We start from the raw sequence: 24,623 nt of genomic DNA, 5'->3' as shown, positions 1-24,623 counted from the left end.
TCTGAAAGCGGCAAACGCCCGGCCTGACAAAAGCCAGACCGGGCGTTGCGTTTAGAGTCCGGGCGATGCGCCGCGCAATTGCATGCGGCTGGCCATCACGGCTCTTGAAGTGCGCGAGTTAGAGGCTGCGAGCAACCTGGACCTTCTCGAAGACTTCGATCTTGTCACCGACCTTGACGTCGTTGTAGCTCTTCACGCCGATACCGCATTCCATGCCGGCACGTACTTCGGAAGCGTCATCCTTGAAGCGGCGCAGGGATTCCAGCTCGCCTTCGAAGATAACGATGTCTTCACGCAGTACACGGATTGGACGGTTACGGTGAACAACACCTTCGATCACCATGCAACCGGCGATCGCGCCAAACTTCGGCGAACGGAACACGTCACGCACTTCGGCGATGCCCAGGATGTTCTCGCGAACATCGCTGCCGAGCATACCGGTCAGGGCTTTCTTGACGTCTTCGATGATGTCGTAGATCACGTTGTAGTAACGCATATCCAGACCTTCCTGCTCGACGATCTTGCGAGCGCCGGCATCGGCACGCACGTTGAAGCCGAACAGTACAGCGTTGGAAGCCAGTGCCAGGTTGGCGTCGGACTCGGTGATACCACCGACACCGCCACCGACCACGCGCACTTGCACTTCGTCGTTGCCCAGGCCGTTCAAGGCACCGTTCAACGCTTCCAGCGAACCACGGACGTCGGATTTGAGGACGATGTTGAGCGTCTTCTTCTCTTCCTGACCCATGTTTTCGAAGATGTTTTCCAGCTTGCCAGCGTGAGCGCGAGCCAGTTTGACTTCGCGGAACTTGCCTTGACGGAACAGAGCCACTTCACGGGCTTTCTTCTCGTCGGCAACCACGCTCATCTCGTCGCCAGCGTCCGGGGTACCGTCCAGGCCGAGGATCTCGACAGGGATGGCCGGACCGGCTTCCTTGATTGGCTTGCCGTTCTCGTCGAGCATGGCACGAACGCGGCCATAGTTCGAACCGACCAGGACCATGTCGCCCTGGCGCAGGGTACCGTCTTGAACCAGAACGGTAGCCACCGGACCGCGGCCCTTGTCGAGACGGGATTCAACCACCACACCACGGCCAGGAGCCGATGGCGTTGCAGTCAGTTCCAGGACCTCGGCTTGCAGCAGTACCGCTTCGAGCAATTCGTCGACGCCAGTACCCATCTTCGCCGAAACCGGTACGAACGGAGTGTCACCACCCCACTCTTCCGACGTCACGCCGTGTACCGACAGTTCGCTACGGATGCGATCGAGGTCAGCACCTGGCTTGTCGATCTTGTTCACAGCGACAACCAGCGGAACGCCAGCAGCCTGGGCGTGCTGAACAGCTTCGATGGTTTGCGGCATCACGCCGTCGTCCGCTGCAACCACCAGGATCACGATGTCGGTTGCCTTGGCACCACGGGCACGCATTGCGGTAAACGCGGCGTGACCAGGGGTGTCGAGGAACGTCACCATGCCACGGTCGGTTTCAACGTGGTAGGCACCGATGTGCTGGGTGATACCACCGGCTTCGCCAGCAGCAACCTTGGCACGACGGATGTAGTCGAGCAGGGAAGTCTTACCGTGGTCAACGTGGCCCATTACGGTCACGACTGGCGCACGGGAAACAGCCTCGCCTTCAAACTTCAGGGACTCGGCCAGGGAATCTTCCAGGGCGGTGTCGCTGACCAGGGTCACTTTGTGGCCCAGCTCTTCGGCAACCAACTGGGCAGTTTCCTGGTCCAGTACCTGGTTGATGGTCGCTGGAGTACCCAGTTTGAACATGAACTTGATGATTTCAGCAGCCTTGACCGACATCTGCTGGGCCAGATCGCCCACAGTGATGGTCTCGCCGATCTTCACTTCGCGCACGACAGGGCCGGTTGGGCTCTGGAAACCGTGGGCGTTGCGCTTCTTCAGCTTGGCCTTGCCGCGACCACCACGACGGAAGCCATCGCTTTCTTCATCGGTAGTACGTGGGGCAACGCGTGGCGCTGGCGCCTTTTCCTTGACCGAAGCGCGATGTGGAGCGTTTTTGCGCTCGCCATCGCCGCCACCGCGACGATTGTTGTCGTCGGCACGTGGCTTGTCCGGACGACGCTGCTCGTCGCGCTTGCGGGTATCGGCTGCAGGTGCCGGAGCGGCTGCCGCGACCGGCGCGCTTTCGCGCACAGGCTCGGCCACCGCAGCTGGCGCTGCAACAGGTTGGGCTGGGGCGGTCGGCGCAGCAGCTGGCTGGCGACGCGCTTCTTCTTCGGCGCGACGCTTGGCTTCTTCTTCAGCCTTCTGACGTGCAGCATTTTCTACTGCGCGACGTTCATCCAGTTCACGCTTGCGCTCGGCTTCGATTTCTTCCGGGCTGCGCTGTACGAAGACTTTCTTCTTGCGTACTTCAACGCTGATGCTTTTACTGCCAGCAACACGCAGGGTGCTGGTGGTTTTACGCTGCAGCGTAATCTTGCGTGGTTCTTCCACTTTCGCCTTGTGGCTGCTTTTCAAGTGAGTCAGCAACGATTGCTTCTCACTGTCAGTCACACTTTCTTCGGCGGCGGTGTGCGGCAGACCTGCCTCACGCATCTGCTGCAACAGGCGCTCTACCGGTGTTTTGACCTCATCGGCCAGTTGTTTCACCGTGACTTGCGTCATGCACTTCTCTCCTCAGGCCGCGCCTAATTACTCGAACCAGTGGGCTCGGGCGGCCATGATCAACTTGCCGGCACGATCATCGTCAATGCCGTCGATGTCGAGCAGGTCGTCAATAGACTGCTCGGCCAGGTCTTCGCGGGTAATTACGCCGCGCACCGCCAGTTCCATCGCCAAATCCTTGTCCATACCCTCAAGCGAGAGCAGGTCTTCGGCCGGATGGGCGTCTGCCAGCTTTTCCTCAGTAGCGATGGCTTTGGTCAACAAACGATCCTTGGCACGAGCGCGAAGCTCGTTGACGATATCTTCGTCAAAGCCGTCGATGTTGAGCATTTCTTCCAACGGTACGTAGGCAATCTCTTCCAGGCTGGTGAAGCCTTCATCGACCAGCACCTGTGCCAGCTCTTCGTCGACTTCCAGCTCGTCGATGAAGTTGCGCAGGATGTCGCCGGTTTCTGCTTGCTGTTTAGCCTGGATGTCCGATTCGGTCATCACGTTCAGGGTCCAGCCAGTCAACTGGCTGGCCAGACGCACGTTCTGACCACCACGACCGATGGCCTGAGCCAGATTGTCTGCGCCGACGGCGATGTCCATTGCATGGGCATCTTCGTCAACGATAATTGCCGCAACCTCGGCCGGGGACATGGCGTTGATCACGAACTGAGCCGGGTTGTCGTCCCACAGGACGATGTCCACACGCTCACCGCCCAACTCGCCCGACACTGCCTGGACGCGCGAACCGCGCATACCGATGCAAGCGCCCTGCGGGTCGATGCGTTTGTCCTTGGAGCGTACGGCGATCTTGGCGCGCGAACCCGGATCACGGGACGCAGCCATCACTTCGATCAGGCCTTCGGCAATTTCCGGCACTTCGATGCGGAACAACTCGATCAGCATTTCCGGCGCGGTACGCGACAGGATCAACTGCGGGCCGCGGTTCTCGGTGCGGATTTCCTTGAGTAGCGCACGCAAGCGCACGCCAACCCGGAAAGTTTCGCGAGAAATGATGTCTTCACGGGCCAGCAACGCCTCGGCGTTGTTGCCCAGATCAACGATCACGTTGTCGCGGGTGACTTTTTTCACGGTGCCGGAGATGATTTCACCCAGGCGCTCGCGGTATGCGTCGACAACCTGGGCACGCTCGGCTTCGCGCACCTTCTGCACGATGACTTGCTTGGCAGTCTGTGCAGCGATACGGCCGAATTCGATGGATTCGATCTTCTCTTCGACGACATCGCCAACTTTGGCACCAGGATGCGTTTCAGCAACCTTGCTCGGCCAGGTTTCGATGGCCGGATCGTCCAGGTCGGCTTCTTCGACGACCGTCCAGCGACGGAAAGTCTCGTAGGCACCGGTGTGGCGGTTGATTTCCACACGCAGATCGACTTCGTCCTCGAAACGCTTTTTGGTAGCCGTGGCCAGAGCGAGCTCCAGCGCTTCAAAAATTACGTTAGCCGGTACGCCCTTTTCATTGGATACCGACTCAACAACCAGCAGTACTTCTTTGCTCATCGTACGCCTCGCCTTTCGCAAGCCATTGGATCCGCGGGATCCGCAGTATCTGGCACGCCTCAGTCAAAACTGGGAATAATGTTGGCCTTGTCGATCATATCGATCGGCAACAGGAACTCATGGTCATCTACCTGCACCACGACGTCCTGCTCTTCTACACCGCGCAGAAGGCCCTGAAAGTTGCGTCGTCCTTCAAAAGGCGAGCGCAGCTTGATCTTCACTTGTTCACCGGCAAATTTTGCAAACTGCTCAAGAGTGAACAGCGGGCGTTCCATGCCTGGCGAGGAAACTTCGAGGGTGTATTCAACGGAGATTGGATCTTCAACATCCAGCACACCGCTGATCTGACGGCTGACGATGGCACAATCGTCCACCAGCACACCGCCCTCTTTATCAATATAAACGCGCAACATCGAGTGACGACCCTGAGCCGAAAACTCAATACCCCAGCATTCATAGCCTAGGGCCACGACCACCGGGGCCAGCAAGGCCTGCAACTCTTCTAGCTTGCTCGACACCTGAACCCCCTCGTGCATGTATGTGCATGCTGTGCAAAATAAAAAAATGGGCGAAGCGCCCATCCTTGAAACGCCGTCGAACAGCGGCGTTGGAAGTGTCCAGCTAACAAAAAGCCCCTGAAAAGGGGCTCCTTAAACTGGTTGCGGGGGCCGGATTTGAACCGACGACCTTCGGGTTATGAGCCCGACGAGCTACCAGACTGCTCCACCCCGCGACAAAGCTGGGGCGGAAGTATACGACCGATCCCCTACAGGGTCAATGTAACCTTCCACCTGCAAGAAAGCCCGCAACAGCGGGCTCTCCTGACTAATTGGTACCGAGAAGGGGACTCGAACCCCTACACCCTATGGGCACAACCACCTCAAGGTTGCGTGTCTACCAATTCCACCACCTCGGCAATACTACGTTTGAAACCCTTCTTACTTCTGCTCTTGAGCTGGAGGTACGTCAGTCGCTGGAGTAGCCGACTTTTGCTCTTGAAGCACCGGGACATCATCAGAAGCCGGTTGTTGCTTTGGAACTTCCAACACTGCCGGGTTTGGCAAACCTACTTGAGTCAGCTGGTGAGCTTTCTCTTTAGCAAAGTAACCTAACCCTAAGCTGGTTATGAAGAAACCTGCGGCAAGTATAGCAGTAAACTTACTAAGAAAGGTAGAGGAACCTTGGCTTCCGAACACAGTATTTGAAGCACCTGCTCCGAAAGACGCGCCAGCGTCCGCACCTTTACCCTGCTGCAGCAAAACCAGAGCTACTACGCCCAATGCACCCAGCAGATGAAAAACGACTACGACTGTTTCCAGCATTTTTTCAGTTTCCCGCGGCGCGACAAATCGCACCGAACTCATCTGCATTCAGGGAAGCCCCACCAATGAGGCCCCCATCGATATCCGGCATGCCGAACAGTTCGACCGCATTGGCCGCCTTCACGCTGCCGCCGTATAGAAGCCGCACACCTTGTGCGACTTCAGAATTCTCTGCCGCCAACTGTGCGCGAATGGCTGCGTGCACATCCTGCGCCTGTTGCGGTGAAGCAGTCAGCCCGGTGCCAATGGCCCAGACCGGCTCGTAAGCGATTACTGCCTTTGCAAACACATCGACGCCCAGCTCTTCGATGATGCTACCCAGCTGCTGCGAAACGACCTCAAGGGTCTTCCCGGCTTCACGCTGCTCCAGGGTTTCCCCTATGCACAACACCGGAACCAGGCCACTTGCCTGAGCCGCTGCAAACTTGCGAACCAGCACTTCGTCCTGCTCGCCCATTAACTGGCGGCGCTCGGAGTGCCCGACAAGCACCAGGGAACAACCTGCATCCACCAACTGACTTGGCGAGACCTCACCGGTCAGTGCGCCTTGTCCGGCTTCCACCGCAGAATTCTGCGCGCCGATCGAAACCGGCTTTCCTTTCAAGCCATCAACCACCTGGCTGATATGCAACAAAGGCGGGAATACCGCTACTTCAACACCGCTCGGCAAGGCCAAGTCACGTAGGCCGTTGATCAGCTCAGCGACGCTGGCGCGGGTACCGTGCATCTTCCAGTTACCAGCTACCATAGGGCGACGCATGCTGTACCTCGTCGGTCAAAGTGGGCGCAGATGTTACCCAACACAATCGAGGCTGGCAAGCCGAATTCAGGCAGAAACTTCAGTAACCAGTTTTGCCAGCTCTTCGGCGTAGGCGCGAACCTGCTTTTCGTCTTCGCCTTCGACCATTACACGCACCAGCGGCTCCGTCCCGGACTTGCGCAACAGCACGCGCCCGCGACCCGCCATGGCCTGGGTGACACGCTCGCTGGCCTCCTTGACTGATGCATGCTCGAGCGGGTTTGCACCGCCACCGAAACGCACATTGATCAATACCTGAGGACACTTGCGCAACGCCTGACGCGCCTCTGCCAGGCCCTGCGAGCGAGTCTGCAGCGCCATCAGCACCTGCAGCGCGGCGATGATCGCGTCGCCGGTGGTGGTGTGATTGAAGCACACGATGTGCCCCGAGTTCTCGCCGCCCACCAGCCAGTTGCGCTCCAGCAGATCAGCGATCACATAACGGTCACCGACGTTGGCGCGCACAAAGGGGATCGCCAGGTCCGCCAGGGCGAGCTCCAGCCCCAGGTTACTCATCAATGTACCGACCACTCCGCCTTGCAGCTTGCCTTGCTCATGCAGATCGCGAGCGATGATGAACAGCAGCTCGTCGCCATCGACGATGGCACCGGTGTGATCAACCATCAGTACCCGATCGCCGTCACCGTCGAACGCGATACCCAAGTCCGCCTGCTCGGCCAACACGGCAGCCTGCAACTGGCCCATGTGGGTCGAACCGCAGTTGTCGTTGATGTTCAGGCCATTGGGATGCGCGGACAGGACCACGACCTCGGCACCCAACTCGCGGAATACGCTTGGCGCTACCTTGTACGTGGCACCGTGGGCACAATCGATGACGATTTTCAGACCGTTAAAGCTGGTGCCGGTCGGCACGCTGCTCTTGCAGAATTCGATATAGCGACCAGAGGCATCGTTGATTCGCGAGACCTTGCCGATCTTGCTCGACTCAACCACAGTCATCGGGGTGTCGAGCAGCTCTTCGATCATGTGCTCGATTTCATCGGGAAGCTTGGTACCCTTCCCGGAGAAAAACTTGATGCCATTGTCGTCATGGGGATTGTGCGAAGCACTGATCACGATGCCGGCTTCAGCATGAAAGGTACGCGTCAGGTAGGCGATGGCCGGCGTCGGCATCGGGCCCAAGAGCATCACATCGGCGCCCGCCGACGTCAGCCCGGCCTCGAGTGCCGATTCGAACATGTAGCCGGAAATCCGCGTGTCCTTGCCGACCAGCACCTTGCATGCGCCCATCTTGCGGAACGCCATGCCGGCGGCCCAGCCCAGCTTGAGCATGAAGTCAGGAGTGATCGGATACACGCCGACCCGACCGCGAATGCCGTCGGTGCCAAAATATTTTTTCGTCATAAGTACTCCATATTCTTATTCGGCTGATTCCACTGCGGCGATCATTTTCACCACATCAACTGTCTCAGCTACGTCATGGACACGCAATATACGCGCGCCCTTGTGCGATGCCAGCGCCGCGAGGGCAAGGCCGCCATACAGGCGCTCCCCTACGGGGCGACTCAACGCCTGGCCGATCATGCTCTTTCGCGACACCCCAACCAGCAACGGGCGCCCCAAGGCATGCAAGGCCTCCATATGCTTGAACAAGCTTAGATTGTGCTGCAGGTTTTTTGCGAAGCCAAAACCCGGATCAAGAATGATCCGGTCAGCCGTAATCCCCACCGTTGCACACTGAGCCATGCGCTCGGCAAGAAACTCGCCCACCTCTTGGGTGATGTCCTGATAGTGCGGGTTGTCCTGCATGTCACCCGGCTCACCGAGCATATGCATCAGGCAAACGGGCAAGCCAGTAGCCGCCGCCGCATCCAGTGCACCCTCGCGGCGCAACGAGCGCACGTCGTTGATCAACCCCGCACCCAGCCGCGCGGTTTCGCGCATGACTGCGGGCGTGGAGGTATCAACCGAGATGATCACATCCAGCTCACGGTGAATCCGCTCGACGATCGGCGCCACGCGCTCAAGCTCTTCGAGCGGTGAAACCGCCCTGGCACCCGGGCGAGTGGACTCGCCGCCAACATCGATCAATGTGGCGCCAGCCTCGACCATGGCTTGCGCATGGCGCAACGCCGCATCCAGCTGGCTGAATTTGCCACCATCAGAGAAAGAGTCGGGAGTGACATTGAGAATGCCCATGACATGCGTCTGGGCCAAATCAAGAACCCGGTTGCCGCAAGGCAACCGGGTCGAGGACTGAACAAAAGTCATTTCAAACCTTAAACGTCAGCAGCGGGACCGCCGATAGGTGTTTCTGGACGCTCACCCTGCACCGCTGGAGGCGTACCGGACGTACCCGTGCCACCCGACCAGTCGCGAGGCTCCCGAGGTGTGCGTCCAGCCATGATGTCGTCGATCTGCTCGGCATCGATGGTTTCATACTTCATCAGGGCATCGGCCATGGCGTCGAGCTTGTCACGGTTGTCCGTGAGGATCTGCTTGGCGGTGCCGTAGCACTGGTCGATGATGCTGCGCACTTCGGAGTCGATCAGCTTGGCTGTCTCACCGGAGAAACTTGCATTCTGGCCACCGCCGCCGCGACCAAGGAACACTTCACCTTCCTCTTCGGCGTACATCAGCGGACCGAGTTTTTCGGAAAGGCCCCACTTGGTCACCATGTTCCGTGCAATCTGGCTGGCACGCATGATGTCGTTGGACGCACCGGTGGTGACGCCATCGAAGCCCAGGGTCATTTCCTCAGCGATACGGCCACCATAGAGCGAGCAGATCTGGCTGATCAGCGCGCGCTTGGACAGGCTGTAGCGATCTTCTTCCGGCAGGAACATGGTCACGCCCAGCGCACGACCGCGCGGGATGATCGAGACCTTGTACACCGGATCATGCTCAGGTACGACGCGGCCGACAATGGCGTGTCCAGCTTCGTGATAAGCGGTGTTCTGCTTTTCTTTCTCGGACATGACCATGGATTTGCGCTCGGCGCCCATCATGATCTTGTCCTTGGCCAGTTCGAACTCTTTCATTTCGACAATGCGCTTGCCGGCACGGGCAGCGAACAACGACGCCTCGTTGACCAGGTTGGCCAGGTCGGCACCGGAGAAACCAGGTGTACCACGAGCGATCACCGCCGGAGCGACGTCGTCACCCATTGGCACTTTGCGCATGTGGACCTTGAGAATCTGTTCGCGGCCACGGATGTCCGGCAGACCGACCACGACCTGACGGTCGAAACGGCCTGGACGCAGCAGCGCAGGGTCCAGCACGTCAGGACGGTTGGTCGCGGCAATCACGATGATGCCGTCGTTCATTTCGAAACCGTCCATCTCCACCAGCAACTGGTTGAGAGTCTGCTCGCGCTCGTCGTGACCACCGCCCATGCCGGCACCACGGTGGCGACCGACGGCGTCGATTTCATCGATGAAGATGATGCATGGCGCGTGTTTCTTGGCCTGTTCGAACATATCGCGAACACGGCTAGCACCGACACCGACGAACATCTCGACGAAATCGGAACCGGAAATGGTGAAGAAAGGCACCTTGGCTTCGCCGGCAATCGCCTTGGCCAACAGGGTTTTACCGGTACCCGGAGGACCGACCATCAGCACGCCGCGAGGAATGCGGCCGCCCAGGCGCTGGAACTTGCCCGGATCACGCAGGAACTCGACCAGCTCACCGACTTCTTCCTTGGCTTCGTCGCAACCGGCAACGTCTGCCAGGGTGGTTTTCACCTGATCTTCGGAGAGCAGGCGCGCCTTGCTCTTGCCAAAGCTCATCGGCCCGCCCTTACCACCGGCACCACCCTGCATCTGCCTCATGAAGAACATGAACACGGCGATGATCACCAGGATCGGGAAGCTCGCGACCAGGAGCTGGGTCCAGATACTTTGCTGTTCAGGCTGCTTGCCTTCGACCACGACGTGGTTGTCCACCAGGTCACCGATCAGGCCATTGTCCTGGATCGCCGGACGAATGGTCTTGAAGCTGTCGCCATCGTTGCGCTTGCCGGTAATCACGTAGCCATCAACCGCCACGCGCTCGACCTTGCCATCCTTGACCTGCTGGATGAAGTCGGAATAGTTGAGGGTCTGCGGCTCGTTAGGGCTGGAGAAGTTGTTCATCACTGTCACCAGGACAGCCGCGATGATCAACCACAGGATCAGATTCTTTGCCATATCGTTCAATTAACTACCCTCTGAAGCAAGCGCCGCTGTTGGCGCGCGCTTCGCATGATATTCACCGGCCTAACTTACTACATTACCTACAACTCTGGCAGGCGCCGTCTGTAACCCTTTGTGAAACACTTCCTACACAATATTCGCAATTTCCCACAGGGCGAAATACGAAATTCCTATCGCCCCGCAAAAAAACCGTCTTATTCACTCCGGCCGCGGTAGCCCCAAGCCAGCATGTACTGCTCGCGGGAACTGCCACGGGAAGAGTCCGGCTTGATCATCTGGACCTTGTCGAATTTCTGACGAGCGTCCTTCACGTAAGCATCAAACCCTTCACCCTGAAAAACCTTGATCACGAAATTACCACCCGGCTTGAGTATCCGGGCCGCCAGATCAAGCGCCAGCTCGCAAAGAAACATGGCTTTGGGCATATCTACGGCAGGCGTACCACTCATATTGGGGGCCATATCGGAAATCACAAGGTCCACCGGCGAATTACCCACGGCGTCCAGGATCTGAGCGAGCACTTCGTCCTGGGTGAAGTCTCCCTGGATGAAAGTCACGTCCGGAATGCTGTCCATTTCCAGGATGTCGGAGGCGATCAGGCGCCCCTGCCCACCGATCAGCCGGCTAGTGACCTGCGACCAGCCACCAGGCGCCGCCCCCAGGTCGACAACCGTCATACCCGGACGGATCAGCTTGTATTTCTCCTGGACCTCCAGAAGCTTGTAACTCGCACGCGAGCGGTAGCCATCCTTCTGCGCCTGCTTCACATAGGGATCATTGACATGTCTTTTCAGCCAACCAAGGCTTGTCTTGGAACGCGCCATTGGGCACCTCGATGATAAGGGTCGTGATTAGTTGGGCGGATCCACGAACCCTCGGGTAAAATGGCCGCCATTTTACAGAATCCAGACGAAAGGGTCAGATTATGCCGCTCACTCAAGAGCAGAAGAAACAGTACAAATCCATTGGCCACCATCTGAAACCAGTATTGATTGTGGCTGACAACGGTTTGACTGAAGGTGTGTTAGCCGAACTTGAACGCGCTTTGGCGGATCACGAGCTGATCAAGATCAAGCTCAACATCCTCGATCGCGAATCGCGCCTGGCAAACATTGCCGAGCTATGCAAGGTTGGCAAAGCGGATCTGGTTCAGGTCATCGGCAAGATGGCACTGATTTACCGCAAGAACTTCAGCGTCAACAAGCAGCTGTCGAACGTCCATCGCTTCAAGTGATGACAAGGGTCAAGGGTGTGCTTCGCGCACCCTGCCACTCCATCCTGGCACCGGCTGCATGACCAGGACCAGCCCCGAGAACCCCAGGACCAGATAGCTGAACACCTGCCAGCGCTGCGCATTCGGCCAGCCGATACCCACGGCGACAAACATCGCACAGGCGCACAACGCAATCAGCAGCACCTGCCCACGAAAATCCCGCCATAGACTGGCAAGGCCATTGGCCTGTACCAGCACCAAAGCCTGAAAGATCACGCACACGGCGGCAAATCCCACCACCACAGTCTCGAACATGCCGGCGATCTCATCGATCAGCAACGGTGCCAGGCCAATTCGGCCCAACACCGGCTGCAAACCGAGATGCACCAGCCACAGACCGCCGACCCACAACATCTGGGCCAGCTGCCAGAGCATGGCGCCCGCATTCAGCGGGCGCCTTACTTCAGATGTGACGGACTTCGACAATCTCGTACTCGATAACGCCACCAGGCGTTTTGACGACGACCACATCACCCTCTTCCTTGCCGATCAAGGCTCGAGCCAAGGGTGAACCGACCGAAATCTTGCCGAGTTTGAAGTCAGCCTCATCCTCACCCACGATGTGGTAAGTGACGCTTTCATCCGTCTCGACGTTGGCGATTTCGACGGTGGTGCCGAAGATAACCTTGCCAGTGTGAGGAATGGTCGTGACGTCGATGATGACCTGATTCTGAATCCGGCCTTCGATGTCACGAATCCGCGCCTCGACCATACCCTGCTGCTCGCGGGCAGCGTGGTATTCGGCGTTTTCCTTCAAGTCACCCAACTCGCGGGCCGTACCGATGTCCTGGCTGAGCTTCGGACGAACGACCTTGGTCAGGTGAGCATGTTCTTCTTCCAGGGCGCGAGCGCCCTGAACGGTCATCGGGTACTTCGTTATGCTCATGCCTTCAATCCTGCGTGTAGATCCTGCAAGCGGCGTACGGTCTTCTCGGGACCGAACTTCAACGCTTCGCAGATCGCTTCGCCAGCAGCAATGGTGGTGGTGCAGTAAATCTTGTGCTGCAGGGCGTTGCGACGAATGGAATAGGAGTCAGCGATCGACTGACGGCCTTCGGTAGTGTTGATGATCAGGGTGACTTCGTCATTCTTGATCATGTCGACTACGTGCGGACGCCCTTCGGTCACCTTGTTCACGCGGCGCACTTTCAGGCCTGCGGCTTCGATCAGCTTGGCAGTACCGGCAGTGGCAACCACTTCAAAGCCCAAGTTGATCAGATCACGGGCCACGCCTGCAACCAATGGCTTGTCGTCATCACGCACGCTGATGAACGCAGTACCGCCGGTCGGCAGCACTTCACTGGCGCCCATCTGGGCCTTGGCGAATGCTTCACCGAAGGTGTCGCCCACGCCCATCACTTCACCAGTGGACTTCATCTCTGGGCCGAGGATCGGGTCAACGCCAGGGAATTTGGCGAACGGGAACACCGCCTCTTTCACACTGTAGAAGTTCGGGATGATTTCCTTGGTGAAACCCAGTTCCTTCAGGGTTTTACCGGCCATCACGCGCGCTGCGATCATCGCCAGGGAAACACCGATGCACTTGGACACGAACGGTACGGTACGCGAAGCGCGCGGGTTGACTTCGATGACGTAGATGTCTTCGCCTTGCAGCGCCAACTGTACGTTCATCAGGCCGACCACGCCCAGCTCCAGGGCCATTTTCTTGACCTGTTCGCGCATCTCGTCCTGGATGTGCGCTGGCAGCGAGTACGGCGGCAGCGAGCACGCGGAGTCACCGGAGTGAACGCCGGCCTGCTCGATGTGCTGCATGATCGCGCCGATCACCACGTCCTTGCCGTCGCAGACCGCATCCACATCCATTTCGATGGCGCAGTTGAGGAAGTGGTCCAGCAGCACCGGGCTGTCGTTGGACACTTGAACCGCTTCACGCAGGTAGCGCTTGAGTTCTTCTTCTTCGTAGACGATTTCCATCGCACGACCGCCCAGTACATAGGACGGACGCACCACCAGCGGGTAACCGATCTTCGCGGCGGCACGAATCGCTTCGTCTTCGCTGCGCACGGTGGCGTTTGGCGGCTGACGCAGGTTCAGGCGCTGGACCATTTGCTGGAAGCGCTCACGGTCTTCGGCACGGTCGATGGCGTCAGGGCTGGTACCGATGATCGGCACGCCAGCAGCTTCCAGGGCGCGAGCCAGTTTCAGCGGGGTCTGGCCGCCGTACTGCACGATCACGCCTTTTGGCTTCTCGACGCGGACGATTTCCAGCACGTCTTCCAGCGTCACTGGCTCGAAGTACAGGCGATCGGAGGTGTCGTAGTCGGTGGAAACGGTTTCCGGGTTGCAGTTGACCATGATGGTCTCGTAACCGTCATCGCGCAGGGCCAGTGCCGCGTGTACGCAGCAGTAGTCGAACTCGATGCCTTGGCCGATACGGTTAGGACCGCCACCCAGGATCATGATCTTGTCGCGGCCCGACGGTGCGGCTTCGCACTCTTCCTCGTACGTCGAGTACAGGTAAGCAGTATCGGTAGCGAACTCGGCGGCGCAGGTGTCGACGCGCTTGTAGACCGGGAAAATGTCCAGTTTGTGACGGTGAGCGCGCAGGCTCTTCTCGGTCACACCCAGCAGCTTGGCCAGGCGCATGTCGGAGAAGCCCTTGCGCTTGAGGCGGAACATCAGGTCGCGGTCGATGCTGGTCAGACCCAGGGTCTTGACCTTCTCTTCGTCCTTGATCAGGTCTTCCATCTGCACCAGGAACCAAGGGTCGATCATGGTCATGCCGAAGATGTCTTCAACGCTCATGCCGGCGCGCATCGCGTCCGCCACGTACCAGATACGCTCGGCGCCCGGCACGGTCAGCTCGCGCTTGAGGACGCTCATGCTTTCCGGATTGCTCAGGTCAACCTTCTCGTCCAGACCGCAAACGCCCACTTCCAGGCCGCGCAGGGCTTTCTGCAGGGATTCCTGGAAGGTACGACCGATGGCCATGACTTCACCGACCGACTTCATCTGAGTGGTCAGGCGCGCATCGGCCTTGGCGAATTTCTCGAAGGCGAAACGTGGCAGCTTGGTGACGACGTAGTCGATGGACGGCTCAAAGGACGCCGGGGTCTTGCCGCCGGTGATGTCGTTCGACAGTTCGTCCAGGGTGTAGCCCACAGCCAGTTTGGCCGCGACCTTGGCGATCGGGAAGCCGGTGGCTTTCGAAGCCAGTGCCGAGGAACGGGATACACGCGGGTTCATCTCGATCACGACCATGCGACCGGTGTTCGGGCAGATGCCGAACTGAACGTTGGAACCGCCGGTTTCCACACCGATCTCACGCAGTACCGCCAGGGAGGCGTTACGCAGGATCTGGTATTCCTTGTCGGTCAGGGTCTGTGCCGGCGCCACGGTGATCGAGTCACCAGTGTGCACGCCCATCGGATCAAAGTTTTCGATGGAGCAGACGATGATGCAGTTGTCCTTTTTGTCACGGACAACTTCCATCTCATATTCTTTCCAGCCGATCAGCGATTCGTCGATCAGCAGCTCTTTGGTCGGCGACAGGTCCAGGCCACGGGCGCAGATTTCTTCGAACTCTTCACGGTTGTACGCGATACCGCCACCGGTGCCGCCCATGGTGAAGGACGGACGGATGATGCACGGGAAGCCCAGCTTCTCGAGGACCGCATTGGCCTCCTCCATGCTGTGGGCGATGCCGGAACGCGGGCACGCCAGGCCGATGGATTTCATCGCCTTGTCGAAACGCGAACGGTCTTCAGCCTTGTCGATGGTGTCGGCGTTGGCACCGATCATTTCTACGCCGAACTTCTCCAGGACGCCTTCGCGTTCCAGGTCCAGGGCGCAGTTCAGAGCGGTCTGGCCACCCATGGTCGGCAGCAGCGCGTCCGGACGCTCTTTCTCGATGATCTTGGCAACGGTCTGCCACTTGATCGGCTCGATGTAGGTGGCGTCGGCCATGGCCGGGTCGGTCATGATGGTGGCCGGGTTGGAGTTCACCAGGATGACGCGATAGCCCTCTTCGCGCAGGGCTTTGCAGGCCTGGGCGCCGGAGTAGTCGAATTCGCAGGCCTGGCCGATCACGATCGGGCCAGCGCCGAGAATCAGGATGCTTTTAATGTCTGTACGTTTTGGCATGGGTTTGTCACTCAAATCCGCAGGTCAGTCGGCAAGCCGTCTTGTTCAATCTGTGAAGACTTGAGGGGGTCGCCGATCACGGGACCGCCCTCAAGCTTTGCAACATCAGGGCGAGCGATCAGCGTCGCTTGGCCATCTCGTTGATGAAGCGATCGAACAGAGGTGCTACGTCGTTCGGGCCAGGGCTGGCTTCAGGGTGACCCTGGAAGCTGAAGGCGCTCTTGTCGGTACGCTCGATACCTTGCAGGGTGCCGTCGAACAGCGATTTGTGAATCGCGCGAACGTTGGCCGGCAGGGTCGCTTCGTCTACCGCGAAACCGTGGTTCTGGCTGGTGATCATCACCACGCCGCTGTCCAGGTCCTGGACCGGGTGGTTGGCACCGTGGTGACCGTGACCCATTTTCAGGGTCTTGGCGCCGGAGGCCAGGGCCAGCAGTTGGTGACCGAGGCAAATACCGAACACCGGAATTTCGGTTTCCAGCACGTCCTTGATCGCCTGGATCGCGTAGTCGCAAGGCTCAGGATCGCCAGGGCCGTTGGACAGGAACACGCCGTCCGGCTTCAGGGCCAGCGCTTCGGCGGCAGGTGTCTGTGCAGGCACCACGGTTACGCGGCAACCGCGCTCGACCAGCATGCGCAGGATGTTCACCTTGACGCCGTAGTCGTAGGCGACCACGTGGTACGGCAGCTCGGAGGCTTCGATGGTCGCGTGGCTGTCGGTTTTCAGATCCCAGACAGTCGAGCGCCACTCGTACTTCTCCGTGGTGCTGACGACTTTTGCCAGGTCCATGCCTTTCAGGCCAGGGAACCCCTGGGCAGCAGCGATGGCGGCTTCTTCGGAAATGTTGTCACCGGCCATGATGCAGCCGTTCTGCGCGCCTTTTTCACGCAGGATGCGCGTCAGGCGGCGGGTGTCGATACCGGCGATGGCCACAACGTTGTTGGCCTTCAGGTAGTCGGACAGGGACATCGTGTTACGCCAGTTGCTCGCCACCAGTGGCAGGTCACGGATGACCAGGCCAGCAGACCAGACGCGGTTGGATTCGGCGTCTTCCGGCGTGGTGCCAGTGTTGCCAATGTGCGGGTAAGTCAGGGTAACGATTTGTTGGGCGTAGGAAGGATCGGTAAGGATTTCCTGATAGCCGGTCATTGCGGTGTTGAACACCACCTCACCAACGGTTTGACCGTCGGCTCCAATGGCTTCGCCGCGAAAAATGCTGCCATCAGCAAGGGCGAGTATGGCTGGCTTAGTCAAGAAGACCTCCCGTAAATAAAGCCTGAAAGGGCGATCGCAGGTTGTAAAAAAGCGGAGTGACGTATGGACACGTCACCCCGCTTCTTCACTGAATTATTCTGCGCGCTTTTAGTGGACACACTAAAGCTGTAGCTTACAGAAAAAGGCATTTTTGGTCTACCGCCAATGAGCCTTAAAGGCTGGAGAATGCGACAGGACGTCGCTTGGCGGGGTAAAACCGGGCTCAAACGCTGTGCGCGAGCCCGATTTCGGGTGCATCTTACCGCAGGTCGAGCACGTCTTGCATGTCGTAAAGACCCGCTTCACGCCCATCGAGCCACAAGGCAGCACGTACCGCCCCCTTGGCGAAGGTCATGCGGCTGGAGGCCTTGTGAGTGATCTCGACACGCTCACCATCAGCGGCGAACAGCACGGTGTGATCACCCACGATGTCGCCAGCACGTACCGTGGCAAAACCGATGGTCTCGCGCTCGCGAGCACCGGTCTGGCCCTCACGACCGTAAACCGCGACTTTCTTCAGGTCGCGACCCAGGGCATCGGCAATCACCTCACCCATGCGCACGGCCGTACCGGACGGCGCATCGACTTTATGCCGATGGTGAGCTTCGGTGATCTCGATATCGACATCGTCACCCAGCACGCGAGCGGCGGTGTCGAGCAACTTCAGGCACAGGTTTACACCGACGCTGAAGTTAGCCGCGAAGACGATCGGGATATCCTTGCCCGCCTCTGCCAGCAACTGCTTCTCTTCAACGCTGAAGCCGGTAGTGCCGATGATCATCGCCTTGTTGTGCTTGCGGCAGAAGGCGAGGTTTTTCAGGGTCACCGTCGGATGGGTGAAGTCGATCAGCACGTCGAACTCATCGACCACGCGATCCAGATCACCCGACAGCGGCACGCCGATGCGACCGATAGCCGCCAGCTCACCGGCGTCCGCGCCGACCAGGGTACTGTCAGGACGATCCACTGCCGCCGTCAGGCCGGCACCCGGTGCTTGCTGCACGGCTTCGATCAGGGTCTTGCCCATGCGCCCGGCGGCGCCCATTACAGCTATACGTCGCATGCCTGTCTCCTTACAAATCGCCGAAGAAGCGCTTCACGCCTTCGAACCAGCCCGTGGTTTTCGGGGAATGACTGTTGTCGTCCGCCAGGGAGTTGCGGAACTCTTCGAGCATTTCACGCTGGCGACGGCTCAGGTTGACCGGCGTCTCGACTGCCACACGGCACATCAAGTCACCCGCACCGCCGCCACGCACAGGCGCAACGCCCTTGCCACGCACGCGGAACTGCTTGCCGGTCTGAGTCCCCTCGGGGATCTTCAGCTTGACCCGACCATCGAGGGTCGGAATCTCCAGCTCGCCACCCAGCGCCGCATCAACAAAACTGATTGGCACTTCGCAGAACAGATGCTTGCCGTCACGCTGGAAGATCGCGTGCTCGCGCACGTTGATCACCACGTACAGATCGCCGGTCGGCCCGCCCTGGGCACCCGCCTCGCCCTCGCCCGACAGGCGAATGCGGTCACCGGTATCGACACCGGCCGGCACTTTGACCGACAGCGTCTTGTACTCTTCGACACGGCCTTCGCCATGGCAGGAGTCGCAAGGGTCGGAAATGATCTTGCCCTGGCCATGGCAACGCGGGCATGTTTGCTGCACCGAGAAGAAGCCTTGCTGCATGCGTACCTGGCCGATACCGCCACAGGTCGGGCAGGTCACCGGCGAAGAGCCTTTCTTGGCACCCGAGCCGTCGCACGGCTTGCAGTTGACCAATGTCGGAACGCGGATATTCACGCTGGTGCCACGCACCGCTTCTTCCAGGTTCAGTTCCAGGGTGTAGCGCAAGTCGCTGCCACGCTGGGCGCCGCCACGGGAACCACCGCGACCGCCACCGAAGAAGTCGCTGAAGACATCACCAAAGATGTCGGAGAAGTTCTGGCCGCCGAAACCGGCACCGCCGCCACCCATGCTCGGGTCGACACCGGCATGGCCGTACTGGTCGTATGCTGCACGTTTGCTGGAATCGGAGAGCACTTCGTAGGCCTCGTTGGCCTCCTTGAACATCTCTTCCGATGCCTTGTCATCAGGATTACGGTCCGGGTGGTGCTTCATCGCCAGGCGACGGTAGGCCTTTTTCAGGTCCGCCTCGCTTGAGCCTCGTTCAACACCCAATACTTCGTAATAGTCACGCTTTGCCATAAGTCTCTGCACTCTTGAGGACGTTCGACAAACCTCTCCTGAGCCTCGTCAAACTCGTTGAGCCCCAATACAGGCCCGGACCCAACTCACGTCAATTCAACGATCCTGGTCTTTGTTTCGATGTGGCACTTTCGGCTCGGAAAGCAGGAGCATTCCCGACCATGCCGCCAGCAAACGAACGTTGTCGCATGCTGTAAAAATTCGCGTATTCCAGACACGCCAACGCGGGAGCAAGCTCCCGCGCGGCGACATCCTACCAGTCACCGCCGCAAGGCAGTCAACCGGCCGACCAACAACTTACTTGTGGTCTTTTACTTCTTCGAACTCAGCGTCGACAACGTCGTCAGCCTTTTCCGCCTTGTCGTCGTGCGGTGCCGCGCCTTCAGCAGGCTGGGCCTGTTCGGCGTACATCTTCTGCGCCACTGGAGCGGAGACTTTCGACAGCTCTTCAACCTTGGCTTCGATAGCAGCCTTGTCGTCGCCTTTTACAGCGGCTTCAAGGGCAACCACGGCAGCTTCGATCGCAGTCTTCTCTTCAGCGCTTACCTTGTCGCCAGCGTCAGCGACCATTTTGCGCGTCGAGTGAACCAGTGCGTCGCCCTGGTTACGGGCAGCGGCCAGCTCTTCGAACTTGCGGTCTTCCTCGGCGTTGGCCTCGGCATCACGCACCATGCGCTCGATCTCTTCGTCGGACAGACCGGAGTTGGCCTTGATCACGATCGACTGAGTCTTGCCGGTGGCCTTGTCCTTGGCGCCTACGTGCAGGATGCCGTTGGCGTCGATGTCGAAGGTCACTTCGATTTGTGGCACGCCACGTGGTGCTGGTGGAATCTCGGCCAGGTCGAACTTGCCCAGGGACTTGTTCTGTGCAGCCTGCTTACGCTCACCTTGCAGCACGTGAATGGTCACGGCGCCCTGGTTGTCGTCGGCAGTCGAGAAAACTTGCGATTTCTTGGTAGGAATCGTGGTGTTTTTCTCGATCAGCGCAGTCATCACGCCACCCATGGTTTCGATACCCAGGGTCAGCGGGCTGACGTCCAGCAGCAGAACGTCTTTCACGTCACCGGCCAGAACGGCACCCTGAATCGCAGCACCAACGGCAACAGCTTCGTCCGGGTTCACATCCTTGCGAGGCTCTTTACCGAAGAACTCGGTCACCAGCTTCTGAACCAGCGGCATACGGGTCTGACCGCCGACCAGGATCACGTCGTTGATCTTGGCGACATCGATACCGGCATCTTTCATGGCGATGCGGCAAGGCTCGATGGTGCGTTGAACCAGGTCTTCAACCAGCGCTTCCAGCTTGGCGCGGGAGATTTTCACGTTCAGGTGCTTAGGACCGGTGGCGTCTGCAGTGATGTACGGCAGGTTCACGTCGGTCGACTGAGCGGACGACAGCTCGATCTTGGCTTTTTCAGCGGCTTCTTTCAGGCGCTGCATCGCCAGCGGATCACCCTTGAGGTTCATGCCGCTTTCTTTCTTGAATTCGTCGACGAGGTAGTCGATCAGACGAATGTCGAAGTCCTCACCACCCAGGAAGGTGTCGCCGTTGGTGGCCAACACTTCGAACTGGTGCTCGCCATCGACTTCGGCGATTTCGATCACGGAAACGTCGAAAGTACCACCACCCAGGTCATAAACGATCACGGTGTGGTCGCCCTTGGCCTTGTCCATGCCGTATGCCAGAGCGGCCGCGGTTGGTTCGTTGATGATACGTTTTACGTCCAGGCCCGCGATGCGGCCGGCGTCTTTGGTGGCTTGACGCTGGCTGTCGTTGAAGTAGGCCGGAACGGTGATCACCGCCTCAGTCACAGGCTCGCCGAGGTAGTCTTCGGCGGTCTTCTTCATTTTCTTCAGGATTTCAGCCGAGATTTGTGGCGGCGCCATTTTCTGGCCGTTCACTTCAACCCAGGCGTCGCTGTTGTCAGCCTTGACGATCTTGTAAGGGACCATCTGGATGTCTTTCTGAACCACTTCTTCATCGAAGCGACGACCGATCAGACGCTTTACCGCGTACAGGGTGTTGTGCGGGTTGGTCACCGCCTGACGCTTGGCCGACTGGCCAACCAGGATTTCGCCATCGTTGGCGTAAGCGATGATCGACGGCGTGGTGCGCGCGCCTTCGGCGTTTTCAATAACTTTGGCTGTGCCGTTTTCCAGCACGGAGACGCAGGAGTTGGTAGTCCCCAGGTCGATACCGATAATTTTGCCCATGTTCACTCTCCCGAAACTTTGGATTTGGTTGCCGCAGCAGTGGTGGCTAACTGCGGTAGCACTTAAACGCTTGACTTCTAAATGGGGGCCTTGCGGCTAATTTCAAGCCTGCTCGTCAATCGAAGGCGAAACAGCTGCCGGCGCCTTGCTGACCACGACCATTGCCGGGCGCAGCAGGCGACCATTGAGCTCATAGCCCTTCTGGAACACCTTGAGCACGCTGTTTGGCTCGACGTCAGCGCTTTCCTGCATGGCCATCGCCTGATGCTTGACCGCATTGAACGGTTCGCCGTGCGGATCGATCGTTTCCAGCTGATAACGCTTCAGGGTGTCCTGGAACATTTTCAGGGTCAGCTCGATGCCTTCGCGCATTGGACGGATGCTTTCGTCATCCGCGCTGGACAACTCCAGACCGCGCTCCAGGCTGTCGATGATCGGCAGAAGGTCGCTGGCGAATTTTTCCAGGGCGAATTTATGAGCCTTTTCAACATCCTGCTCGGCGCGACGGCGGACGTTCTGCAGATCGGCGGCTACACGCAAAGCCTGATCCTGCGCACCTGCCAGTTGCTCTTCGAGCACTTGTACACGAGCCGCCAGGTCATCACCCGAAGCCTGGGGAGCCTGATCGGCGTCTAGATTTTGCGTATCCACTGTCTGTTCGTCAGCCATAGAATTCTCCTTTCAATATCGTCCGCGAGCCTGACTCGCGCTTCTGCCCAGCTATATGGGGCCGCAAAATCCGGCTTCAAGGGGCAACCAAACATTAACCCTACAAAAAACAGCTGCTTTGTCATGCCCCTCCGTACTAAGGATTTCGTCGGATCAAGCAAATCGAGCTAACGGGGGGCATTGTCAGCCGCAAATAAAACACTGTATAAATAACCAGACCTAAAGCCTGGGAGCGGCCTTTATGCTGGTGCACCTGTCCGTACATAACTACGCCATCGTTGAACATCTCGATCTTGAACTCGATCGAGGAATGAGCGTGATCACAGGGGAAACCGGCGCCGGCAAGTCGATCATGCTCGACGCCCTGGGCCTGACCCTCGGTGACCGAGCCGACAGCGGCGTGGTCCGCCCCGGCGCAGACAAGGCTGACATCCTGGCAACCTTCGACCTGGCCGACATTCCGGAAGCCGGTGCCTGGCTGGCCGAACGCGACCTCGAGAACGACGGCCCGTGCATCCTGCGCCGGGTCATCACCGCCGAAGGGCGCTCGCGCGGCTACATCAACGGCACGCCCTGCCCGCTGGGCGACCTCAAGGCGCTGGGCGAACTGTTGATCGACATCCACAGCCAGCACGAACACCAGTCCCTGCTCAAGACCGATACCCATCGCCGCCTGCTCGACGAATACGCCGGCGCCACGGACCTTGCCCGCCAGGTACAGCTTGCCGCCCAGCGCTGGCGCCAGACTCACCAGGAGCTTGAGCGACTGTCCAACTCCGGCGATGAGCAGCGCGCTCGCCATCAGTTGCTCAGCTATCAGCTTGAAGAGCTGGAAAACCTTGGCCTCGGTGACAACGAGCTGGAACAACTGGAACAGGAACACAAGAACCTGACAAACGCGGAAACCTTGCTGGGTATCTGTCGCCAAGTGGTCGAACAATGCAGCGAGAGTGATTCCGGCAATGTCCTGAACGCCCTGACTGCAAGCCTTAATCGCCTGTCGAGCGTTAACAACTCGATTGGCGCGCTGGGTGAAGCCAGCAGCTTGCTGACCAGTGCGCAGATCCAGGTTGAAGAAGCCGTGGGTGAGCTGAACCGCTTCCTGGATAACTTCGACGCAGACCCGGCGCGCCTTCAATACCTGGAAGAACGCCTCGACGCGATCTACACCATGGCGCGCAAGCACCGCATCCAACCGACCGAGGTCGCAGAGATGCAGCAGCGGTTACTGGATGAAATCGAAACCCTGAACGCCAACGATGAATCCATCGAGCGACTGAGTGATGAGCTGGCGTCTTATGCCCGTCATTATCAGGAGAAGGCTCGAGAGTTGAGCGACCTGCGCCACCAAGCCTCCAGCAGCCTGGCCAGTGCGGTGGAACAGGAGATCCAGCGCCTGGGCATGCCCGGCGGGCGCTTTGCCATCGAATTGCGACCGAATAGCAGCAATGAATTGCTTCCGAACGGACTCGAACAGGTAGAACTGCTGGTCAGCGCCAACCCGGGGCAACCATTAAAGGCGCTGGCGAAAGTGGCATCGGGCGGCGAACTGTCGCGTATCAGCCTGGCGATCCAGGTGATCACCGCGCAAACATCCCGCGTCCCGACCCTGGTGTTCGACGAAGTGGACGTAGGCATCGGCGGGCCGACCGCAGAAATCGTCGGCCAATTGCTGCGCAGGCTCGGCGAACGCGGACAGGTCCTGACGGTAACGCACCTGCCCCAAGTGGCCGCACAAGGGCATCAGCACCTGTTCGTGCACAAGGTACGCGGCGAAGACGCCACTCGCACGGCCGTCTCCAAATTGAGCAAGAACGATCGTGTAGAAGAAGTGGCGCGGATGCTGGGCGGGATCGATCTCACCAAGGAATCCCTGGCCCACGCGAAAAAAATGGTCGTTACCGCAAAAATCTAGCCACGACAGAAAGCACGAAGGCGACCCTGGGGTCGCCTTCGTTCGTTTCGCGAACCCTGGGTTCGCGCGACATGCTTACTTTTTCTTGCGCACGTACAACACAAGATTGTGATCAACCATCTCGAAGCCGTACTTGTCGACGATGGCTTTCTGCAGGCGTTCGATTTCTTCGTCGAAGAATTCGATCACTTCGCTGGTTTCGACGTTGACCATATGGTCGTGATGCTTGCCGTCGTCCAGCTCGAAGACCGCATGGCCTCCGTCGAAGTTGTGCCGCACCACAAGTCCAGCTGCCTCGAACTGGGTCAGTACACGGTAAACCGTGGCCAGACCGACGTCCTCGCCAGCCTCCATCAATGCCTTATAGACATCCTCGGCACTCATGTGGCGCTGCTCGGCAGAGTCGAGCATTTGCAGAATCTTGACCCGTGGCAGGGTCACTTTGAGGCCGGCTTTGCGTAGTTCGCTATTTTCAACCATGGTCAGCTTTCTCGCGATGCTGCTTCGCAGCTTCTCTTAATGCGGGTATGATCGGCGTTTACGTTGTCCCAGCCAAGATAGTGG

The 24,623-nt window shown here is 58.9% G+C and carries 20 protein-coding genes and 2 tRNA genes; 2 read left to right on the top strand and 20 right to left on the bottom strand.

What is annotated here, in order from left to right:
* Positions 1-118 precede the first annotated feature (118 nt).
* From infB to rlmE, 11 genes are all read right to left on the bottom strand, one after another.
* On the bottom strand, positions 119-2,644 hold the full coding sequence (infB, locus tag HFK74_RS16245; protein WP_180204383.1) for a translation initiation factor IF-2: 2,526 nt from the start codon (positions 2,642-2,644) through the stop codon (positions 119-121).
* A gap of 27 nt (positions 2,645-2,671) precedes the next feature.
* Positions 2,672-4,153 (bottom strand): transcription termination factor NusA, encoded by a 1,482-nt coding sequence (gene nusA, locus HFK74_RS16240; RefSeq protein WP_047537517.1) that lies wholly within the window; start codon positions 4,151-4,153, stop codon positions 2,672-2,674.
* Positions 4,154-4,212: 59 nt separating this feature from the next.
* The gene (rimP, locus tag HFK74_RS16235; RefSeq protein ID WP_007915250.1) at positions 4,213-4,671 is read right to left on the bottom strand and encodes a ribosome maturation factor RimP; all 459 of its coding nucleotides are present in this window, start codon (positions 4,669-4,671) and stop codon (positions 4,213-4,215) included.
* A gap of 138 nt (positions 4,672-4,809) precedes the next feature.
* A tRNA-Met gene (locus HFK74_RS16230) sits at positions 4,810-4,886 on the bottom strand.
* A gap of 97 nt (positions 4,887-4,983) precedes the next feature.
* Positions 4,984-5,069, bottom strand: a tRNA-Leu gene (locus HFK74_RS16225).
* A 22-nt stretch (positions 5,070-5,091) separates the two neighbouring features.
* Complete coding sequence (gene secG, locus HFK74_RS16220; protein ID WP_017336473.1) at positions 5,092-5,475, bottom strand: preprotein translocase subunit SecG; 384 nt, start codon at positions 5,473-5,475, stop codon at positions 5,092-5,094.
* A gap of 4 nt (positions 5,476-5,479) precedes the next feature.
* Positions 5,480-6,235 carry a triose-phosphate isomerase gene (gene tpiA, locus HFK74_RS16215; RefSeq protein ID WP_180204382.1) on the bottom strand — a complete coding sequence of 252 codons (756 nt, stop codon included), beginning with the start codon at positions 6,233-6,235 and terminating at the stop codon, positions 5,480-5,482.
* Positions 6,236-6,301: 66 nt separating this feature from the next.
* Positions 6,302-7,639 carry a phosphoglucosamine mutase gene (glmM, locus tag HFK74_RS16210; RefSeq protein WP_180204381.1) on the bottom strand — a complete coding sequence of 446 codons (1,338 nt, stop codon included), beginning with the start codon at positions 7,637-7,639 and terminating at the stop codon, positions 6,302-6,304.
* 15 nt (positions 7,640-7,654) lie between these two features.
* Positions 7,655-8,506, bottom strand: a complete 852-nt coding sequence (folP, locus tag HFK74_RS16205; protein WP_180204380.1) for a dihydropteroate synthase — start codon at positions 8,504-8,506, stop codon at positions 7,655-7,657.
* A gap of 8 nt (positions 8,507-8,514) precedes the next feature.
* Positions 8,515-10,425, bottom strand: coding sequence for an ATP-dependent zinc metalloprotease FtsH (ftsH, locus tag HFK74_RS16200; RefSeq protein ID WP_046820620.1), 1,911 nt, complete (start codon positions 10,423-10,425; stop codon positions 8,515-8,517).
* A 200-nt stretch (positions 10,426-10,625) separates the two neighbouring features.
* The gene (gene rlmE, locus HFK74_RS16195; protein ID WP_008057410.1) at positions 10,626-11,255 is read right to left on the bottom strand and encodes a 23S rRNA (uridine(2552)-2'-O)-methyltransferase RlmE; all 630 of its coding nucleotides are present in this window, start codon (positions 11,253-11,255) and stop codon (positions 10,626-10,628) included.
* Positions 11,256-11,356: 101 nt separating this feature from the next.
* On the opposite strand from rlmE, the gene HFK74_RS16190 reads away from it, so the two are divergent.
* The gene (locus HFK74_RS16190) at positions 11,357-11,665 is read left to right on the top strand and encodes a YhbY family RNA-binding protein (protein WP_008057408.1); all 309 of its coding nucleotides are present in this window, start codon (positions 11,357-11,359) and stop codon (positions 11,663-11,665) included.
* Between the two features lie 9 nt (positions 11,666-11,674).
* On the opposite strand, the gene HFK74_RS16185 is transcribed toward HFK74_RS16190, so the two are convergent.
* The 8 genes from HFK74_RS16185 to grpE form a co-directional block, all read right to left on the bottom strand.
* Positions 11,675-12,079 (bottom strand): MFS transporter, encoded by a 405-nt coding sequence (locus HFK74_RS16185; RefSeq protein WP_180204379.1) that lies wholly within the window; start codon positions 12,077-12,079, stop codon positions 11,675-11,677.
* Positions 12,080-12,107: 28 nt separating this feature from the next.
* Positions 12,108-12,584: a transcription elongation factor GreA gene (greA, locus tag HFK74_RS16180; RefSeq protein WP_032831479.1), complete on the bottom strand. Its 477-nt coding sequence runs from the start codon at positions 12,582-12,584 to the stop codon at positions 12,108-12,110.
* Between the two features lie 2 nt (positions 12,585-12,586).
* Positions 12,587-15,808, bottom strand: coding sequence for a carbamoyl-phosphate synthase large subunit (gene carB, locus HFK74_RS16175; RefSeq protein ID WP_008057401.1), 3,222 nt, complete (start codon positions 15,806-15,808; stop codon positions 12,587-12,589).
* A 118-nt stretch (positions 15,809-15,926) separates the two neighbouring features.
* A complete protein-coding gene (gene carA / locus HFK74_RS16170; protein WP_008057400.1) occupies positions 15,927-17,063 on the bottom strand; it encodes a glutamine-hydrolyzing carbamoyl-phosphate synthase small subunit in 1,137 nt (378 codons plus the stop codon).
* Between the two features lie 259 nt (positions 17,064-17,322).
* Positions 17,323-18,126, bottom strand: a complete 804-nt coding sequence (gene dapB, locus HFK74_RS16165) for a 4-hydroxy-tetrahydrodipicolinate reductase (RefSeq protein WP_008057399.1) — start codon at positions 18,124-18,126, stop codon at positions 17,323-17,325.
* Positions 18,127-18,136: 10 nt separating this feature from the next.
* Positions 18,137-19,261: a molecular chaperone DnaJ gene (dnaJ, locus tag HFK74_RS16160; RefSeq protein ID WP_180204378.1), complete on the bottom strand. Its 1,125-nt coding sequence runs from the start codon at positions 19,259-19,261 to the stop codon at positions 18,137-18,139.
* A 297-nt stretch (positions 19,262-19,558) separates the two neighbouring features.
* Complete coding sequence (gene dnaK / locus HFK74_RS16155; protein ID WP_180204377.1) at positions 19,559-21,475, bottom strand: molecular chaperone DnaK; 1,917 nt, start codon at positions 21,473-21,475, stop codon at positions 19,559-19,561.
* A 102-nt stretch (positions 21,476-21,577) separates the two neighbouring features.
* On the bottom strand, positions 21,578-22,144 hold the full coding sequence (grpE, locus tag HFK74_RS16150) for a nucleotide exchange factor GrpE (protein WP_180204376.1): 567 nt from the start codon (positions 22,142-22,144) through the stop codon (positions 21,578-21,580).
* Positions 22,145-22,385: 241 nt separating this feature from the next.
* Here grpE and recN point away from each other — a divergent pair, with 241 nt between their 5' ends.
* Entirely contained in the window at positions 22,386-24,059 is a 1,674-nt protein-coding gene (gene recN, locus HFK74_RS16145) for a DNA repair protein RecN (protein ID WP_180204375.1), read from the top strand.
* Between the two features lie 75 nt (positions 24,060-24,134).
* On the opposite strand, the gene fur is transcribed toward recN, so the two are convergent.
* The gene (fur, locus tag HFK74_RS16140; RefSeq protein WP_003197684.1) at positions 24,135-24,539 is read right to left on the bottom strand and encodes a ferric iron uptake transcriptional regulator; all 405 of its coding nucleotides are present in this window, start codon (positions 24,537-24,539) and stop codon (positions 24,135-24,137) included.
* Between the last annotated feature and the right edge of the window lie 84 nt (positions 24,540-24,623).

The organism is Pseudomonas sp. SbOxS1 (assembly GCF_013416725.1).
Lineage (GTDB): Bacteria > Pseudomonadota > Gammaproteobacteria > Pseudomonadales > Pseudomonadaceae > Aquipseudomonas.
The sequence above is the reverse complement of the archived record's forward strand: the minus strand, read 5'-3'. Positions and strand labels throughout refer to the sequence as shown.

Bases quoted from the DNA above. Each gene is read 5' to 3' on its own strand.
- recN (WP_180204375.1), top strand. From the start codon at position 22,386: ATGCTGGTGCACCTGTCCGTACATAACTACGCCATCGTTGAACATCTC.
- dnaK (WP_180204377.1), bottom strand. From the start codon at position 21,475: ATGGGCAAAATTATCGGTATCGACCTGGGGACTACCAACTCCTGCGTC.
- folP (WP_180204380.1), bottom strand. From the start codon at position 8,506: ATGACTTTTGTTCAGTCCTCGACCCGGTTGCCTTGCGGCAACCGGGTT.
- ftsH (WP_046820620.1), bottom strand. From the start codon at position 10,425: ATGGCAAAGAATCTGATCCTGTGGTTGATCATCGCGGCTGTCCTGGTG.
- glmM (WP_180204381.1), bottom strand. From the start codon at position 7,639: ATGACGAAAAAATATTTTGGCACCGACGGCATTCGCGGTCGGGTCGGC.
- HFK74_RS16185 (WP_180204379.1), bottom strand. From the start codon at position 12,079: ATGCTCTGGCAGCTGGCCCAGATGTTGTGGGTCGGCGGTCTGTGGCTG.
- fur (WP_003197684.1), bottom strand. From the start codon at position 24,539: ATGGTTGAAAATAGCGAACTACGCAAAGCCGGCCTCAAAGTGACCCTG.
- HFK74_RS16190 (WP_008057408.1), top strand. From the start codon at position 11,357: ATGCCGCTCACTCAAGAGCAGAAGAAACAGTACAAATCCATTGGCCAC.
- infB (WP_180204383.1), bottom strand. From the start codon at position 2,644: ATGACGCAAGTCACGGTGAAACAACTGGCCGATGAGGTCAAAACACCG.
- grpE (WP_180204376.1), bottom strand. From the start codon at position 22,144: ATGGCTGACGAACAGACAGTGGATACGCAAAATCTAGACGCCGATCAG.
- carB (WP_008057401.1), bottom strand. From the start codon at position 15,808: ATGCCAAAACGTACAGACATTAAAAGCATCCTGATTCTCGGCGCTGGC.
- dnaJ (WP_180204378.1), bottom strand. From the start codon at position 19,261: ATGGCAAAGCGTGACTATTACGAAGTATTGGGTGTTGAACGAGGCTCA.
- tpiA (WP_180204382.1), bottom strand. From the start codon at position 6,235: ATGCGTCGCCCTATGGTAGCTGGTAACTGGAAGATGCACGGTACCCGC.
- secG (WP_017336473.1), bottom strand. From the start codon at position 5,475: ATGCTGGAAACAGTCGTAGTCGTTTTTCATCTGCTGGGTGCATTGGGC.
- dapB (WP_008057399.1), bottom strand. From the start codon at position 18,126: ATGCGACGTATAGCTGTAATGGGCGCCGCCGGGCGCATGGGCAAGACC.
- nusA (WP_047537517.1), bottom strand. From the start codon at position 4,153: ATGAGCAAAGAAGTACTGCTGGTTGTTGAGTCGGTATCCAATGAAAAG.
- rlmE (WP_008057410.1), bottom strand. From the start codon at position 11,255: ATGGCGCGTTCCAAGACAAGCCTTGGTTGGCTGAAAAGACATGTCAAT.